Raw genomic sequence first — 16931 nt, 5'->3', positions numbered from 1 at the left:
GATTCCAAAATTTTGACACAGTTTTAACCTTATCCAATATTTCAACAATAGCTACTCAATAAAGAGACTAGTTTGGGTATAAGCAAAGACTTATACTTACACAAGAAAATAAAGAAGTTGAATTAAAAAATGAACGATTTGCTCACCTATTTACCGCCATCATTTGCCGAGATGTTAAACAGCTGGGACAGCAATGTTCTGTTTATCACCATTGGCAGTCTACTGGCATGGATTACATGGCGCATTACTTATAGCCGATTAGAGATCTTGGTGAGTAAAACTCAGTTCTACTGGGATGACCTAACTTTAGCAGCACTTAAAACGCCCATTAGTACGCTTATCTGGTGTTGGCCTGGCACCATATCGGCGGGCTTTTTACTCCAAGACTATATGGGCTCTAAGCTCAACTGGCTAAGTACCCTCAAACTGATACTCGTCATAGGAATCTTTGTTTGGATCACTATGCGCTTAATCAACAATATTGAAGAGTACGTGCTCGCCAATCAGAACCGAGACGAGACAACAGTTCAAGCCATAGCGAAAGTCTCAAGACTGTTCTTTATTGTGATTGGTGCTCTGACAGTTATGCAGGCATTTGGTCTAAGCCTGTCAGGCCTGCTTACTTTTGGTGGTGTCGGTGGTTTAATTGTAGGTCTCGCGGCAAAAGACCTACTCTCCAACTTCTTTGGTGGCATGATGATCTACTTCGATCGCCCATTTAAAGTCGGGGATTGGATCCGCTCTCCTGATCGTCAAATAGAAGGGACCGTTGAAAGAATTGGTTGGCGCATGACCATCATCCGCACATTTGATAAAAGACCAATCTACGTACCAAACTCTGTGTTCAGCAGCATAGTGGTAGAGAACCCTTCTCGCATGCTCAATCGACGTATCAACGAAAATATTGGTATTCGTTATCAAGATGGGGCCAAGGTTGAGCTGATTGTGTCTGAAATTAAAACGATGCTAGAAACTCATAACGACATCGATACTAAACAAACACTGATCGTGAACTTTAACGGCTTTGCGCCTTCATCATTAACGCTATTGGTGTACACCTTTACCAAAACGGTTAACTGGATTCGCTACCATGAAGTGAAGCAAGATGTGTTACTAAAAATCTATGAGATCATCCGCTCTCACGGCGCTGACATTGCCTTCCCTACTCAGACTATTCACCTAGAACCACAAAAAGCTGGTGAAGTTGAAGTTCCACCAGTCTTAAACTAATCAAGCTATCATGCAGTAACCTACGTTCTGGAAAATGAGCAATGATAAAAAGAAGTGATATAAAACAAGAAGATATCATCAAATCCGCCATCGAGGTCTTTTTCCAAAAAGGCTTTGAGCAAGCCAGTATGGAAGGTATTTCCAAGCATGCAGGAGTCTCAAAACGCACGCTTTATAAATACTATTCAAACAAAGATGCTCTCTTTGAAGTGATTGTAGATAAGCTCATGTGTCGTTTTGATGACCATTATGAGGTCGAGTTCGACCCTTCTGTGTCGATAGAGCAGCAGTTAACTGAATTAACGCTCAAACAGATGTGTTACATCAGTAATGAAGATTTTCAAATCACCGCACGCTTGGTGATGGCAGAGTGTATTCGCTGTCATGAAACCTCGAAAGTGCTGATATCAAAGTTCGAATCAATTGAAGACTCTTACGGCCTACAGAAATGGGCTCAACAAGGGATTGATGCAGGCGCACTGGAAATAGCCAATATTCCACTGGCAATTGAACAGTATATCGGCAGCATTAAAGCGATCATTTTCTGGCCGCAGTTAATTACTCATACTCCCCCTCCAAGCTGTGAACAAGTTAAAGCGACGATTGATCACGCTGTGATGAGCTTTGCTGCAACGTACAAAACGAGCTAGATTGGCTACGCTGGAATAAAAAACGCCCCTTATGGGGCGTTTTTGTTTTAGTTATTGTCGTAAATCATCACGTGTTCAAGTAACGACGACACCATGTCCTCGTGAGACATACCACTAAATCCACTATCAAGTTGGTGAACAAGGTTCTCAACCAAAATCCCTTGATCTTCCATTCCTTCTCCTTGAGGGTGAATACGTAATTCAACGTTGTCACCATCTACCTGTACATCAAGATGCTGCAACAGTTCATCCATATTCACTGAACCGGATTTAAGCTCAGGTAAGACTTCACGCAGATCGATCTTATCTCCTTTGCTGATGTTGAAATCTTTAAGGGTATCCAAAGAACCATCATCAATTTCATTCCAGACAAAGATATCCATACCAGTGCCACCGACAAGAATGTCAGAACCTAAGCCACCTTCAAGGATATCATTACCTTCCCCGCCGATGAGGCTGTCATCGCCTGCACCACCAATTGGGTTATCGTTGCCATCCCCACCAACCAATAGATCATCACCGCTGCCACCAGTAAGCGTGCTGTTAGAGCCGCTGCCATCAAGGTGTACTGCGTCACTTTGTGATGATTTATCGACGACTAACGCATCAATATTATCGACAACATTTAAGTTGATCGTGATGTGATTGCTGGATTCTGCTCTGTCTAGGCTGACACCATTGCCGTCCAGCTCCTGCGAGACTGCCGTCACGGTTAGGCTATGAGAACCCTCACTCGCCCCTTTAATCGTCAGGCCGTCAATTGCAGTTTGTGACACCAGCCATACATCGCCAACATGTGTCACATCACCCGTACTACTCTCAATCGTCGCTCCCGCCGGAACGTCTTTTATTTCTAGCGTAAGCGCTTCAGTTGTATCCGTTAACGCAGCCATAATTCCCAGTACAGCAATACCACTGGTGCTGGCACTTTGAGTTGCAGTAATGTTCTTATTGAAACCGTACTTGCTCTCAAGTGCCAAGGTTGGGGCATCAGCAATCGGGTTAACTGTAATGGTGTAATTTTTTGGCTCAGCTTCAAGCGCAATACCTGACGAGTTCCAACTGTCTTTAGCGGTTACAACCAAATCAACGCTATTACCTGGTACTTCGCTGGCATCAACGAACACCCCAACATTGCTGCTTGGCTTATCAAGCAGAGCATTTAAGTCTGCTAGCGTGCCTGATAGGACTAAGGTGTCACTTCCTTGTCCACTCACAGTAACACTTGAGCCGCTAGGAGCAACGAGCGAGAGGCTGCCATGATTAACGTTTAGTGTCACCGTCATAAGGTCATTTATCGATGCATCCACGTAGTCGACGTCAGCAACCGAAATCCCACTTAACTGTTGATTTACGTCCTCATCTATTAGCGAAGTGATGTCGTCAATCTCTAACACGGGGCGATCATTGACTGGCGTAACTTCAAAGTTAATCTCTGCATTGCCAGTAAGGTGATCGGCTTGACCATTGGTCGTGCCATCATCTTTAACCTCGTAACTGATTTTCACCGGACCATTGTAATCTGGCGCTGCAACAAAGACCCAGTTATCACCTTGTTGAGTCAAAGAACCTTGACCTTCAACTAGGGTCAGGCGCTCGACAGTGATGGTATCGCCTTCTTTATCGAACGTACCATTAATCAGATCTTGTACGCTGATAGTCATGCTACCCTCTTCTGGCACATCAGCTAAGTTAAAATCTCTTGGCTCTGGAGCGTCATTGACCTCAGTAACGTTTATCACAAAGCTAGCATGATTGGTTGATGACGTTGAGCTATCGCCTGGGTCAATCGTACCGTTATTACCGCCATCATCGACCGTAGCCGTTACTGTGACAGGGCCACCTGAGTTGTCATCATTACTATCCTCATCAGGTTTAAAGATCACCTTACCTGCCGTCAATGCGGCGTTTATATCGTCCAATTTACCCGTGGCAATCACACTGCCATCTGCTGCAAGCGTAAAGTTCACATTCGCATCGTTGAGGAACTCAAGGGTGCCTTTATCGACTTGCAAGGTGAGTGTATAGGTTGCATCTGGGTCATCGTAGGTCGCGTCAATATCTGCAATGCCAAATTGGTTAAGCGCGAGACCGCCAACCACATCTTCTGACGTATCTAGATTGATGACGTTGACGAATGTAGGCTGATCGTTAACCGGATCAATCACCAGTTCGACATCAAATTCGGTTTTCGGCCCTAGCGCGCCATTATCCACGGACTGCACCGAAATATGGATTGGACTATCAATACCTAACGCATTGCCACTATCACTGTTGTGCTCGCCAGAATTAAACACTATCTTATCCAGTTGCTGTGCTGGGATTTCCAGCACCCAAACTTTACCGCTACTGCCTGCACTCATGCTCGCTGGCGTCACTCCATCTGGATAGTAGATGGTTGCGCCGGAAGGCACATTGCTGACTTCAACTCGAATTGTTTCTGCTGGGTTTTCAGTTACATTACTATGCGGTGTTGCCGACAGCGCCTTATCAATCACTGAAGCGTTAATCGCAATATCGATGTTCTGCCCTTCTGAACCAGAGACAGAGTCTGTCGCATCGGTATCAACAATATCGCCTATTGGATTCACCGTAATCTCAAATTCAGGGAGATTCTTCGCCGACGTTGGAACGCCAAGCAGAGATTCTTGCGTAAAGAGGGTTACGCCAAACTTAACCGTGCCACTGAAATGCTTCGGTGGTTGCAGCGTAATAGCACTTAAATCGAGTGAGTCTGTAGTGCCTGCTGGCAGTTTCACACTCCATTCGCCGCCACCATTGTTTTTAACCGTGTAGCCATTACCAGACTCCAATAAGAAGCCATCAGGTACACCTGTAAACTTGATCGACACAAAGGTTTCTGAGCCATCGGTATCGGTGAGTTCAATCAAAACAGGAGCTGAACTACTGCCCAATGCGATCGCTTGGTCTTCATCGCCAACAATCTCAATTACATTGCTCGGGTCGCTGCCCGGCCCAGTGACTTTGACATCATCCACCACAGGGGTGACTTCGAAGCTCACACTAGTGTTAAAGTTGCCTTTGTGTTCAACGGAACCTTCAAAGTCGGGTTGGTTAAATTCCGCTTTATCGGTCACTTCTCCAGTCACATTGATTTGAACCGTATTCTGGTCATTGTCAGTAGGATAATTCTCTTTCGGTCTGAACAAGATATTATTCAACGCACCATCGTCTATCTCAGCTTTGCTAAAGGTTAGAGAGGTACCTAACGCGGTTCCAGACTGATCATAAAACTGCCCAATCGCAGTATCGGCCAAAGTTAAGGTGATCAAAGTCAGTGATTCTTGGCCCCCTTCTACACCGCTTACTTGGTCTGCGATAACATAACCAAAATCGAGCTGAATATAACTGTCTTCATAGGCCACCTTGTCTGCATTACTGTCTTCGTCTGCATCAATCGGCTTAAACGAATCATCCAATGAGCCTTTCACTTGTACCGTGATATTAGGAGCATCCGTCACATCAGCAATCGGGTTAACCTGCACGATAACCGACTCTTGTTTCGACACTTCATGACCTGAATCGTTGTCTGTGGTGATAATGGTCATTGGCAGCGTAAAATCACCGGAGTAATCTGTCGGAGCCGTCATTGTTAAGCCATCAAGCTCAGTGACTTCACCACCGTCAGTGAGTGTTGCTTTAAACACATACTTGCCATTAACGAAATCAACTTTGCCACCATCAATAGAGATTTGGAAAGTATCACTGCCAATAGTAATCGTTGGATCAATCACAATGGTGACGGTATCAGCATGACCGTCATCTGATATTACGCTCAGCTTGTCACTCAATTGAGTACCAAGGTTAATCTCAAGATCTTCGCTACCCGTCACTATGGTGTTATCGGCAATATCAACTTGACCTGCGACATAATCATTACCATCAACATATTCAGGAAATGAAAGGGTAACGTCTGTTTGGCGCTCTTCGACAACGCTGCGCTTAGTACCATCATCGCCAATATCAACCACTTGAGTGAAAATAGTCAGGCCAATATCATGGAATACGTTCGGATCTCCACCATCTAGCGGCGTGTAATCAAGGCCATTTGGCGCTTTGATGGTGAAATCATTAGGATTGGTGACAACCCAACGTCCGTTGCCTTCATAAACAGCACCTTCAACTAACAGCTGATCAAACAGTTCCGATTTAGCGGTATCAAACTGAACAACGACCTGAGTGACCTGCTCATTAGGTATGTCCATAGGGCCTGACTCATCGGTCTCTAGATAACGGATGATAAACTCACCCTCAAGCGCCGTTTTCTCGGTATTGGTGGTAAATTGAATTTCACCTTTAGCGTTGGCAGCCACTTTGTCAGTGTCACTAAGAATAGCGTTAGATTCGTTGGTCACAACAAGCTTATTGTCGTCATCTTGAGGCTCAACAATCGGCTTAACTTCAACCGTGATAGTGCCATGCAAGGTTTCTTGCGCACGTTCGATCTCATCGGTCGGCTGACCTATTACATGCTCGTGATTAACCTCTTCCACTTCAATCGTGGTTTTCAGATCAAAGTTAGTGCTTGAGTCTTTAGGCGGGGTAATTTGAATAAAGCCTTGCTTCAGAGCAATCTCGGTAAATTGATCCGGTGTCTGCCCGCTCGCAGGGGTAATGGTCAACTCACCGGATGCGCTATCAAAATTCGATACTACACCATCAGCAACGCTTACTTGAGCACCATTTGGAATCCCCTCAATCACAATCGAAGTTACATGCTCATCTTTGTCGGTGTAATCCGTGTCTAACTTTGGATGCCACTTAATATCGATCGCGGTATCTTCATTGCCAACTGAGGTGTTGGTGTAGTTATCTGGGGTGTCGATAACAGGCTCAACTTTGACCTTAACAACTTGATCAAAGGTGCGACTATGACCATCGTTTTCTGTTACAACAATGGTCGCTTTTATTTCAATATTTTCCGTTGAAGAGCTCGCCGGTTTGATCACAATCCCAGTATTATTCTGCTCTTGAGTAATGTTGGCTTCGTAGATTGGCTGGCCATCATCATCGTAGCCAACAAAGTTGAGACCAATCTCCTTGCCAGCACTATCTTCAATCACCACACCTTGTGGAATATTAGACAGTACAACCGTGACCGATTCTGAATCATCACTCGGTCTTTCAGGTAACTCACCAGAGCGTACAGTGAAGTTAAGCTCTGCTTTACCATTCTCATCAATCTTGGTCTCAACACCAACTTGCTTACCGTCTTCAATAATGACATTCCACTCGGTGGTGTCTGTCGGGTCTTCAATCGGAATACTCTTCGGCAGATCCGCTACGCCTTTCACTTCAACATTAACAGTTTTAGTGCCAATCACTTCAGTATCCACGTGAGTCACACCGCCCGATAGCTGAGCCGTATCTTTGACCACACCAGTAACATCAAACTTAAAGTCCTGATTACTATGCAGATCAGGAATAGCTTCAACGAACTTCAGTTGTTCGAAAGGGATCTCTTGATAGGTTTTACCATCGATCGTAACTGTCGAAATCTGGCTTGGTTCCGGGCCAACCCATTTAAGCTGTGCACCTTCAGTAATATCGGAAATTCGCACATGAAGTGTCTCTGAACCATCCGTGTCAACTGATGGTTTCATCTCTATCACTTCATCTAAGGTGAATGGGTCGTAGTTAGAGTCTCCTGGGTTTTTATCCGGGTTGTCGATATTGTCTTCATTGATCTGAATACGGCTTACACTAAAACTGCCTAAGTCGGCATCCGCTTTAACGTCAATAACAATCTCTTTGACTTCAGACTCAGCACTGCTCTTATCTACCGAGCCATCTTTATACGGATTACGTTTTTCGGTCGTAATAGCAGTCGCTTCAAGGCGAATTGGCCCAGAATAGTCATCGTTAGGGTTCACCTCGACTTGATTGATCTCAGACGCTTTAAGTGTATAAACCCCATCCAGTGGCGTTAGCACTCGATTACCAATCATCAACTCAAACTGCCCTTCAATCACTTTAAGTTCATATGTAATGGTTTCTGGGCGACTGGTATCTTGAGTGTTAGCCTCAAGTTGAAGCTGAACGTTGCCTTCATCTTCCACAGTTTCGTAATGGTAGGTGCTGTTGTTGTCGTTCCAAGTCGCAATATCAGCCACGCTCTCAATTTCAATTCTAAAGCTAGAATCAACGTTATGATCTTGGCTACCGTTGTTATCAATTTGCAGTTGGTAATTGATTTCAACCCCTTTGCCATTGGTCGAGAAATTACGATCCGGCGCAAAATAGAGGTTGTTGATCGTTGCCGTCGTGTGGCCACCCGATGTAGTAAAAATCTGCTCTATCAGGCCCTTTGGTAACACTAAATCGCCATCAGCATTGGTCTCTAGCTCATGGAACACTCCATCTTTTTCGTAATAGAAAGTCCCACGGTGATTACTGTCTGTAATGATTAGCTGACCAATTTCTTCGGCGTTATCTTGGTCAAACATATTGACCGATAGCGCTACTTTAGCTGGTGAGTCTGGCAAGTCTGACTGATTATCTTGAGCGTTTTCGCGCTCAGGTTCATCACCCGATGCATAGTTAATTTGGCGATCGCGCCCAGCATCTTCAAAGGTTTTAACCTTGAGTGACACTGGCTCAGATTCGCGGTCAGTAATAGTAATTTCAAGTGGGGCAATAGAATTATCTTTATCGCCATCGGTTGCGGTCAGATTGACAGTAAACTTAATCTCATCGCCTTGATGTTTCAGATTATCATTGGCTTGGAAATCAATCTCACCGTTAGAATCAATTTTCAAAAAGCCCAAAGAGCGAGGCTGACTTGTGGTTTGCTCAAACACCTCTATGGTTTGCTCGCCCTGCGTTAGGTCGACACCACTTACATAAGTGCCACCAGCGCCAGCAAAGACGATGGTTGCGCCATCAATGGTCGTGCCTTCCATATAGGTTAAAGCCGCACCATCCGCACCTTGATCTTTTTGCTCGGCAAACATGTCGACCGTGACGCCAGTATAATCTTGGCCCTCAACACGGTTGATCTGCTGCTCAGTTAAGGTTGGAATATCATCCACGACTCGAATTGGCAAAGTAATCACGTTACTTTCATCGCCATCATAATCAGTGGCTTTGATGCTTAAGCTAATATCAATGGCGTTTTCACCGTTGCTGTCTGCGTGTTGCAATGGCTCAAGCAACTCAAACTTATAACTGTTGTTAGCCGTATCGAAGGTGATGGCAAAGACAGGGGTGCCTGAAGCCGTTTGAGCGGTGTAGGTGAATGTCGTCCCGCTGTTAGAGACCGGCGTCCATACAAGGTTTTCACCGCCAGACACTAAACCATCGATAGCATCATTTGCATCAACTAGCTCATATTTCACCACACCATCGGCGCCTTCGGTCACATCGAATGTGCCGTTAATTTCCGGACGCTGATTTTGATCTGAGCCGATGGTTGACAGATCATCTTCATCGACGATTTGGGTCTCGGTAATGTCGCTCAAGGTTGGCTTGTCATCGACCACTTCAATCGGCAGACGAATCGGTTGTGATACGTCTCCATCACGATCAACAGCCACCACATCAAATGGAATGGTTAAGTTATCCTCACCTTGCGCGTGATCAAGCGCCTTAATTTGGCTATAGGTGTAACTGCCATCACTGTTCAACTCAAGAGTAAACACCACAACACCATTCGCCACGCCGTGATAAACCGTCGGCCCAGTTGCGGCGCTGACATCTTTAATCTCTACGTCAGCACCACCTGATTTCAGACCGTTCTCAGGCGTACTGATATTGATCAGCTCATATTTAACCACTGTATCAGCGCCTTGAGTGGTATCGAATGTACCAGTCGCAAACGCCTGCCCCAGTGAAGAGCCATCGAGGGTATCGTCTTCGTTGACGCTAAACTTACTACTATCACCAAAGCCGTCAATCTTAGCTATATCATCACCGATATTAACCACCAGATCATGATTGCCGGACTCATCGCCATCTCGATCTACCGCATAGATCGGCAGCTTCATTTCAAGGCTATCTTGACCTTGATTAACGTGATCGACTTCTTGCAGCAGCTCAAATTGATATTTACCTAAGTTGACTTGATCAAAGTTGACCTTAAACACATCGATCTCGGTGTCGACACCGTTGATCTCTTTAGTGATAAAGCCACGGTAAACGCCAGTTGAAACTTCTTCTAAAACAACGCGTTCGCTGTTGGAGAACAAGCCTTGATTGGCAGGAAGCTGATTAAATGCTTCAACGTTGATATGAAACTCCATCACATCATCACTGCCAGTTGCAACTGTAAGTTCGCCAAGGGCTGTAATATTGGTCAAGCCAATCTGAGAGCCTCCATTAGCCAGACCAGCTTCATACACATTGGCTTCAGTAATCTGAGTAATCTCCGGATCTTGTCCGTCTTTGATCACTAAATCGACTGTGCTGGTTGTCTTATCTCCATCTTTATCGGTGACTGTCACAACAATGGTGTGCACGATGCGATCATCATCTGGGTGGATAAGCTCTGCATTTGGCTTAAATGCAATTTGACCATCAGGGGTAACCACCAATACACCATCGGTAACTGGGTATTCGGTTTCACCATCAATCAAGGGGACATCATCTCCATCAAAGGTCACTTTGCTAACTGTCGCTTGATCGGCACCCGCTTTGGTAATCACATCGACTGTATTGCTCTGTGCAGTGTCACCAATCGTTGGCTCAGTGACTGTGATTGCACCATCGGTGACCACTTGAATATCGTCACCAACCTTGATCACGAGATCCGAGCGAACGGATTCATCTTTATCGCTGTCTGTCGCAAAGATAGGGAGAGAGATGGTCGAGAAGTCATCGGCCGCCGCACCACCTTGTTTAGGTTGGTCAATCTCTTGTAGAAGCTCTACTTTATAGCTGGAGATAAATTCAGTGCCTGACATGCTCACTGCGCCAATAGTCACCTTGAGCACATCGATTCGAGTACCGTTGTCTAATGCAACATAGCCGAGATATACACCCGGCTGACCATCCACTGCCTCAAGCACAATCGCTTTACCTTGAGAGGTGATAGGATCAGTTTGCTGCGCAGTCTCGAACGCTTTGAGGTCTACTTGGAAATCGGTGACTTTATCGCTACCTAACTGGCCAACTAGAGTGCCAGAAAACTCCGTATTGGTTTGCCCTGCGACTCCCGAGCCATCAGTCAGCCCCGCTTCATACACGGTTGCTTCGGTAATACTGGTAATAACTGGGTTTTGACCATCACTAATGGCTAGCTCTACCGTGCTGGTTAGCGCATCGCCATCTTCATCAGTGGTGGTGACTTTGATGGTGTGTTTACGCTCTTCACTGGCTGAATGGTTAAGATTACTGTCTGAAATAAATGACACTTGCCCATCAAGGGTAATCACCAACTTACCATCAGTCACAGGATACTCTGTTTGACCATCAACCAGTGGGATATCATCACCATCAAAACTGACAGAACTCACTTTCGCTTGGTCAGCGCCCGGCTTAATAAGAACATCGAAAATGTGACTTTGGTTAGGGCTGCCAATGGTCGACTCGACGACTGAAATATTGCCGTCACTCACGACTTGAATGTCATCGCCTACTTTAACAACAAGATCAGAGCGACCCGACTCATCTTTGTCAGCGTCTGTAGCAAAAATGGGCAATGAGATAGAGGTAAAGTCGTTATCCTGCGCGCCACCTTGATTCGGTTGGTCAATCTCTTGCAGCAATTCAACTTTGTAATTTGAGCTAAACTGTCTGCCGTTCATGCTCACAGCACCTAAAGTCACTTTGAGTACATTAACTCGCGCGCCATCGATAGTGACATAGCCCATGTATACGCCCGGCTCACCAGAAACTGCTTCAAGAACAATCGTTTTACCTTGAGAGGTAATAGGGTCTGTTTGCTGCGATGTTTCAAACGCTTGCAAATCGATCTGCACATCAGTAACGTTGTCGCTACCCAATTGGCCGGTCAAGAGACCGTCAAACACGGTATTGGTTTGACCTACTTGTGAGCCGCCATCAGTTAGGCCCGCTTCATAAACGGTCGCTTCGGTGATATTACTAATCACTGGGTCTTGACCATCTTTGATCACCAGATCGACGGAGCTTTCTAGTTTATCGCCATCTTGGTCGGTCACTGTCACAACGATGGTGTGCTTGATCTCTTCAGACGTAGAATGATCTAATCGGCTGTCAGCAATAAAAGAGACTTTGCCCTCTGGGGAGATCACCACTTTACCTACCGTCACTGAATTGCTATCGGTAACGGTATACTCGTTTTGACCATCTTGCAGTGTGTAAGATTTTCCATCAAAGGTGAATGACGTCACTTTACCTTGGTCAGCACCCGCTTGGTCAATCACCTCTACAATATTGCTTTGGTTAGCGCCACTAATGGTCGACTCAACCACTTCAATACTGCCATCAGTCACTACTTGGATATCATCGCCAACTTTTACGACTAAATTCGAACGTCCTGATTCATCGTTGTCAGAGTCAGTGGCAAAAATTGGTAGAGAAATCGATGTGAAATCATTGGCTGTAGCGCCACCTTGTTTTGGTTGATCTATCTCTTGCAGAAGTTCAACCTTGTAGATCACATTAAATGTACCGCTGCCCTCACTGATCGTCCCGAGAGTCACTTTAAGCACATCAACTCGCGCACCATTTATAGTGACATGGCCTAGATAAACACCCGGTTGGCCATCTACAGCTTCAAGCTTAATCACCTCTCCTTGAGAAGTCACTGGTGAGTTTTGCTGCGCTGTCTCAAACGCATTGAGATCGATCTGGACATCAGTAACGTTATCGCTACCTAATGTACCGGTTAACGTACCTGTAAAATCTGTACTGGTCGTACCGACACCAGAGCCATCTTTAAGACCCGCTTCATAGACGTTAGCTTCGGTAATTTGCGTGATCACCGGATCCTTACCGTCGGTAATGGTCAGCTCTACCTGACTGGTTAAGCTGTCCCCGTCGTTATCCGTCACGGTCACCACAATGGTGTGCTTCACTTCATCACTTGAAGAGTGATCTACATTGCTGTTTGGAATGAACGATAGCGTGCCTTCTGGCGTGATAACCACTTTACCATCGGTCACCGGGTATTCAGTTTTGCCTTGCTCCAAAGTGTATTCATCACCATCAAAGGTGAATGAGGTCACTTGGCCTTGGTCTGCGCCCGCTTCGGTAATAACGTTAATGCTATTACTCTCAGCAGAATCACCAACTGTCGGTTCGACAACACTTAAACTGCCATCGGCAACAATTTGGATATCATCGCCAACGTTGACGATGAGATCTGAACGTGCCGACTGATCGTTATCAGCATCGATAGCGAACACCGGCAGCGGAATAGAAACAATGTCCCCTTGAACAGCGCTGCCTTGTTCAGCTTGGTCAATTTCTTCAAGTAGTTCAACTTGATAGCTTGCGCTAAATGAGGTGTCTGTAGTTTCTACACCACCAATAGCAACTTTAAGTACGTCAACGCGAACGCCTTCTAGGGTGATATAACCTACATAGCTACCTGGTTGGCCTGCTACCGCTTCAAGAACAATAGTTTGACCTTGAGAAGTAATTGGTGAAGATTGCTGAGAGGTATTGAACGCATCAACATCAATTTGCAGTTCAGTAACCGTGTCACTGCCAAGCTCACCCGTTAAAGTACCCGAACTAACGGTATCTGTTAGGCCAACTTTCGAACCATCATCTAAGCCCGCTTCATAAACATCAGCGGCATCAATTGAGGTAAGCTCAGGCGCAGAACCATCATTAATCGATACTTGCGCATCAATAGGCGCTTCAATCGGGTTGCCGCCTACATCGGTACCTGTGATTTCAAACGAAACTGTAATTTGGTCATCAGAGAAGGCAACTTGGCCACCTCCAACGGAAGGTACATGGTCAATAGGCTGAGAGATGGTAGTAGTCAGTTCTATACTTACATCTTTGCCAACACTGGTAACATCGATATCAATACGGAGTACTTCTTCGTCGTTTAATGCACCGACAATTGCGTTATCTACAGCATTGTACGTAAATGAAACCGCTTCACCATTTAAGGTAATGTCTGAGTTTAGTTCATTGAGGAGAGAGGAAAGAGAAAGTGTGTCAGGTACAAATGAACTAGGGTCGAGAGCCAAACCACCTGCAAATATAGTCGCAGAGCTTGTTGTTGAAACTGGATAGGTAGAGTCGGATAAGTCACCTTCGGCTAATTGAGCAGTTAAGCTCTCCCCGCCATCAGCAAGAATTAACGGCGCAATATCGTCATCTCGAATAATGGTGTCATTGTCATTGGCAAAGCCTGACGTTTCAAAGAAGGTGCTCGCAAGTACCTCAGCACCGTTATAGTCGATGGTAACAAAACCAGCATTTGCGGAACCTACGCCTCCACCAGCGGCGGTTGCTTCGAGTAACTCTGTCGGGTCGGCACCTTCTAAAATAGCTTGTTGAATCGCGGCTAAATCTTCAGCACCAAAGGATGCAGAGTCGAGCTGCGGGATGTCAAAGCTAACTTCAGCAGCAATAGGGACATTTCCCCAAACATCTGGTTCTCGCTCACAGGCGACACAGTTTTCCCCAAACTGAAAGTCAGAGTGTACTGTTTCAATCACAAGAGTAGAGCGATTAGATGTAATGACAATTTCGTTGGCGTTTATCTGATCACCAACGCTCAATTTGTGCGCTTTACCATCTGGGTAAACCCCAATAACATCCCCGAAAACTTCTTTTACAATCGCAGCTTGGCGTACAACTTCCACGTCCATAAGGTCTCCTCAAACACTTAGAACCTTTAAACTGATTTATTTTTTATAAATTTTGTTACCAAGAGTAAAACAATAAAGCACATACTTCTTATTTTTCAGTCAATTATGCTATCAACCTCAGCAAATTATAAGTATAGGTAATATAAGGGGATTTTTGAAACATTTAGCGTTCTGCACTTATACGCTTATGAAAAATGTGTAGATTGTCTTAAAAGTGAGACCAAAAAGAATAAATGAAACAGAGTGAGTATGGTTAAGCTACGAAAGGTAAAACACGGGCATACATACCCAATTGATATGTCAACTAACACTAAGTCTGAAATCAGCAGTCCATTGCGCTGAGAATCATTACCATAAATAGCATGCTGCACCATAAGCTAATTGCAACATTCCATACTAATTAATTGAGTAATTAGCCAACATTTGTAGCGATCAAGTAGGATTAATTATGGCTCATAGTTCGGATTCATAAGTTGATAGCGATACTCTTGAGCGACTTTAGATTCAACGACCATTTGCAGTAAAAGTAGCCCCGTATTGCTTAAACCACATTTGACACCACATGGTTCAGAGTAATCTAAATCAAGCTCGCTGGTATGCTCTGCGTCCATTGATAACTTCAGATTCATACCAAATGGATCTTCTAAAGCTGGAATATCATCCGACTTGGGAAGTGAATATAAAAAGAGATCTTCCGATGCAGCGGTCACTTTACTTACCACTGTTAAGCTTAATAAGACTAAAGAAAGTTTTCGCCACATAACATCACCCCAAATAACAACAACCCACCGATTATAGAGTCGCACACTGCTGCTACAACAAAAAAGCTCCCGAAGGAGTAATGCCAGTCAGTTAAGCTGACTGGCATTTTTTCTATTTGTTGCGTACTTCTTGGGTTTCAACTTCACCCATCGAGGATAACTTCTATCTTCTCTTCGAGGCGGTAAGATAAACATGGATACATGCTCTAGTAATACCTCATAGTGTTTAGGGAGCTTTCCTGGGCTTGTTAAAGGCAACGCTGCAAAGTATTGCGTCACAGCCATAGCGCTACTCGTAAAGCTCAGTTGATTTGGCCAGACGCTATCTAACCTACTTGCCGCTTTTGTCATAACCTGCCTGATAAGGTTATAGGCGAGTAAAATACCCCAGAGCTCCTGCTTAACCATATCTGGACGCTTGCTTCGCAATGTATACTCACTGTCAAGTAAGGTCTGCTTCATTTCCCGATAGCCTAATTCGATTTCCCAGCGATAACGATAGAGCTCTACGATTTCTTCGCCAGGAAAACGTAACCCATCACGCATTGATGTAAGCACCTGATACTCCTTACCTTTAATGATTTTTGAGACTAACCTTGCTTCAACTACATCAGGAAGTTCACTAAACTTCTTTCTTGCCTGAGGTGTTGTTTTAATCGCAACGATTGCATCACTCTTGCTGTACCTATGAACGACTTCATACTGGAAGTCTTTTCTCACAGGGAGCATCCAATGCCTCTCTTGGCCGACTTTGTTCCATCGGTTAAGCAGTCCCAGAGAGTAATATCCTTTGTCAAAAATAGTCAGAGAATGGTCTGGCGTTTGTTCTATGAGTTCTTCTGCAAGCCGCATTTCGTTGGTTCGATAGTCAGAGAATGCACTATCGATGAGCTGATGACTTGTAAGCTCCATCAAGCAAACCATGCGTATCTTAGGGTAAATATTTTCAGATGACTGATTACGCTGTGCTTTAAACTCTTGATGATTTTCAGGTGTATCTGCCGTTCTCCAAACGACACCATCGACAGATAGAAGATTGAGTCCACACCAAGTTTCAAACTTAGAAGATTGATAACTCTGAGCCGCCATCGTCTTAAAGACTTGTTTAACACCTTCTTCGCCTAATCTCTGCCTCGCTTGGACAACAGCACTTGGCGCAACAAAGCGCTGTTTGTCTGGTAGGACAATATCAAGTTGGTTAGCGATATCCCAAACAGATTGTTGCCGAAAAAGACTCATTCCTACAACGGACCAAAGTACTGCTTCCAAGGGTAAGCGTCTTCTTCTCACTGTTGCTACACCAGCTTTTTCAAAACCTTGCTGGATAAGCTCTGGACTAAGGATCTCAGAGTATTTGTCAAAGTGATGGAAGGTATTGCATGAGCGAAAAGTATTCGCAAGTTGGCTTTCTAAAGACATGAAAAATCCGATATTAGTTTCCTAATATCGGATTTTGAAGCCTTTTGAGGATCGGTCAAATGATCTCAAAAATTTTTCTTAACTGATCGGCATTA

The 16931-nt window shown here is 44.8% G+C and carries 5 protein-coding genes; 2 read left to right on the top strand and 3 right to left on the bottom strand.

Features of this window, described 5'->3' with window-relative positions:
• Window positions 1–129 precede the first annotated feature (129 nt).
• Window positions 130–1230, top strand: coding sequence for a mechanosensitive ion channel family protein (locus ACU01J_RS19870; RefSeq protein WP_481087242.1), 1101 nt, complete (start codon window positions 130–132; stop codon window positions 1228–1230).
• Window positions 1231–1271: 41 nt separating this feature from the next.
• The gene (locus tag ACU01J_RS19865; protein WP_481087241.1) at window positions 1272–1880 is read left to right on the top strand and encodes a TetR/AcrR family transcriptional regulator; all 609 of its coding nucleotides are present in this window, start codon (window positions 1272–1274) and stop codon (window positions 1878–1880) included.
• 47 nt (window positions 1881–1927) lie between these two features.
• On the opposite strand, the gene ACU01J_RS19860 is transcribed toward ACU01J_RS19865, so the two are convergent.
• The 3 genes from ACU01J_RS19860 to ACU01J_RS19850 form a co-directional block, all read right to left on the bottom strand.
• The gene (locus ACU01J_RS19860) at window positions 1928–14656 is read right to left on the bottom strand and encodes a retention module-containing protein (protein WP_481087240.1); all 12729 of its coding nucleotides are present in this window, start codon (window positions 14654–14656) and stop codon (window positions 1928–1930) included.
• A gap of 446 nt (window positions 14657–15102) precedes the next feature.
• The gene (locus tag ACU01J_RS19855) at window positions 15103–15417 is read right to left on the bottom strand and encodes a hypothetical protein (RefSeq protein ID WP_481087239.1); all 315 of its coding nucleotides are present in this window, start codon (window positions 15415–15417) and stop codon (window positions 15103–15105) included.
• Window positions 15418–15504: 87 nt separating this feature from the next.
• Window positions 15505–16836 (bottom strand): IS4 family transposase, encoded by a 1332-nt coding sequence (locus tag ACU01J_RS19850; RefSeq protein ID WP_481084253.1) that lies wholly within the window; start codon window positions 16834–16836, stop codon window positions 15505–15507.
• Window positions 16837–16931: the final 95 nt, after the last annotated feature.

Source organism: Vibrio sp. 2433-A1, from assembly GCF_056726085.1.
The sequence above is the reverse complement of the archived record's forward strand: the minus strand, read 5'-3'. Positions and strand labels throughout refer to the sequence as shown.